The organism is Bacillus rhizoplanae, from assembly GCF_917563915.1.
GTDB lineage: Bacteria > Bacillota > Bacilli > Bacillales > Bacillaceae_G > Bacillus_A > Bacillus_A rhizoplanae.
The window spans coordinates 1-2,168 of the sequence record NZ_CAKJTI010000074.1 but is presented as its reverse complement, the minus strand read 5'-3'; the positions used below and the strand labels follow the sequence as shown (position 1 = coordinate 2,168).

Here is a 2,168-nt window from a genome sequence, read left to right as displayed (position 1 = left end):
GACGGCATTTTGATTGTTCTCGTCCCGTTTAATCCTAGAGTCCACAAATGCTTTTTCTTGTTGATTTCGCAAGAAATTGATGCGTTCTTTGAGCTCTGTTGTAGCTTTTAAATAAAGTTTGATTAAACACTTCACATTAATCTTGACCTAACCACAAATAGAAAGACCTCATTTTGAAAAAAGATTGATCAAAATGAAGTCTTTTCTTGTTAATATATAAACAATTTTTATAAAAAAGTTTGATTATTTTTGCTAAGTCGTATTTCAAAAAAGCACCTGATAGTTTAAGGAATTCCGCGTCGCCACGAACACACTTGTCTTAAGCTACCCCCTACTAATGTCTTCGAGGTTCAGGACTTTACCCTAGAGATTGCACTCATGCCAGGCACACTAAGAAAAGACCGTCAAATGAAAGTCTTGAGCTGTCGATACTGCTCCCGATAATTAAATAAAGTTTAAAGAATTACGCCTGATACATCTCCTTTCAATACTTCTTTTTCATTCTGATTTTCACATAAAAAGGATGCAACAAAAGCTGTTCTATTATTTTCTTGTCTTTCGTATTTCTCAATTTTAACTCTACAAACTATTGTATCTCCCGTAAAAACAGGTCTTAAAAACTCAAAACTCGTACTACGAGCCAGTACGTTATTATCTCCGGCTACTTTTGTTGGCAAAGTTGCCGTTAGTAACCCTTGAATGACAAGTCTTCCTTGTTCATCTGGGGTTATATGGTGAATTCCTTCATCACCTGAAATCTCAGTAAATAATTCAACATCCCTTACCGTAAAAGTTCGTTCAAACGTAATTATGTCTCCTGCTTTTAATGACATTTCAATCTCCTCCATTGTCTGGTTAATAACAATGTAAATATTACACCAGACCTTTTAAGGTAATATATTTCATACAAATTCAAGAAATCCTTCTTGAGCTAAACTGCAACTATAGTTCAATAAGAAAAGCCGAAATTAGATTATTTCGGTTCATCTTTTTTATAAACGGTTAAACTTTTTTCAAAACGGTACGACTTTGTTTCAAATCGACATCTGCTTACTTTATATAGATATCATGTATTCAAAATTCAGTACATGATATCCTTTTTATTCTGTAATTAAGCGGTACTTCTTTAAGATATCCAATGTGATGTTTTTAGCTTTTGTACCCGTACCATCAATGTTTGTTACAAAAACATAAGAACGATTGTCTATTTTTATAAATCCAACAAACCAGCCTAATCCTAAATCAGACAATCTTGTCCCCGTTTTCCCATAAAGTGTGTAGTAATCCCCTTCTTCTTGGATCATCATTCGTTTTACAGTTTTCATTACAGGTCTATCAAACGGAAGTTCTTCTTTATACAACTTCTCGATAAAATCAACTTGTTCAAGAGGACTAATTTTTAAAGAGCTGCTTAACCAGAAATGGTCGATTCCTCCACTAATATCCTCGTTTCCATACGAGATTTTTTGTATCCAATCATTCATGCGTTGCTCTCCAATATCCCTAGCCATTTCCTGGTAATACCAAATAGCTGATTCACGCATAGCCGATCCAAGGGTATGATCACGGTTCCATGTATCAAATTCACGTTTTACGCCATCCCATCGTTTTACATCATACTCATCTCGAACAGCTTTGACTTGTAACCCAATTAAGGCATTAGGGACCTTAAATGTAGATTCCGGGGGTTGTCTTGTGTTAGCTCTTTCCTGATTGTAGACAAAGGTTTCTCCAGTTTTAACATCACGTAATATAAACGTTCCATTATGATCAGAGAAAAATTCAGCGACATCTAATTTTTTAACGTTAAGTTTTTCTTTAGAAGTAACTTCTTTACTTGGTGTTTGAGCTTGAGCTGTAAAACTTATTATCCCTGTAAACAGTAAAAAAATGGACAGGTAAATCAATTTTCTCATTTCAGACACCTCATTAAATTATTTGACAGGTATATTCTATTATTAAAATTCAGAAAATTCAATAATAAAATCTTAGATGCCAAGAGGGTTCAACTTAGCACAATTTATTCCCTTGATAAGTAAGCGTTTGCCCATGCGCAAGTCACCTGATGGGGTTCTGGTGCAAAAATAAAATAAAAGAGAATAAAGCGCATATATTCCTAACGGAATCGTATCTTATGCTGCAAGTCCAAACAATTGATGGATGAATTC

2 protein-coding genes are annotated in these 2,168 nt (G+C 34.4%); both read right to left on the bottom strand.

What is annotated here, in order from left to right:
• Positions 1-455 precede the first annotated feature (455 nt).
• On the bottom strand, positions 456-833 hold the full coding sequence (locus LRP84_RS22280) for an FAS1-like dehydratase domain-containing protein (RefSeq protein ID WP_230577076.1): 378 nt from the start codon (positions 831-833) through the stop codon (positions 456-458).
• Positions 834-1,100: 267 nt separating this feature from the next.
• On the bottom strand, positions 1,101-1,916 hold the full coding sequence (blaOXA, locus tag LRP84_RS22275; protein WP_230577075.1) for a class D beta-lactamase: 816 nt from the start codon (positions 1,914-1,916) through the stop codon (positions 1,101-1,103).
• Positions 1,917-2,168: the final 252 nt, after the last annotated feature.

What these genes read in the sequence shown, in the direction of transcription:
- LRP84_RS22280 (WP_230577076.1), bottom strand. Translation starts at nt 833, where the DNA reads ATGTCATTAAAAGCAGGAGACATAATTACGTTTGAACGAACTTTTACG.
- blaOXA (WP_230577075.1), bottom strand. Translation starts at nt 1,916, where the DNA reads ATGAGAAAATTGATTTACCTGTCCATTTTTTTACTGTTTACAGGGATA.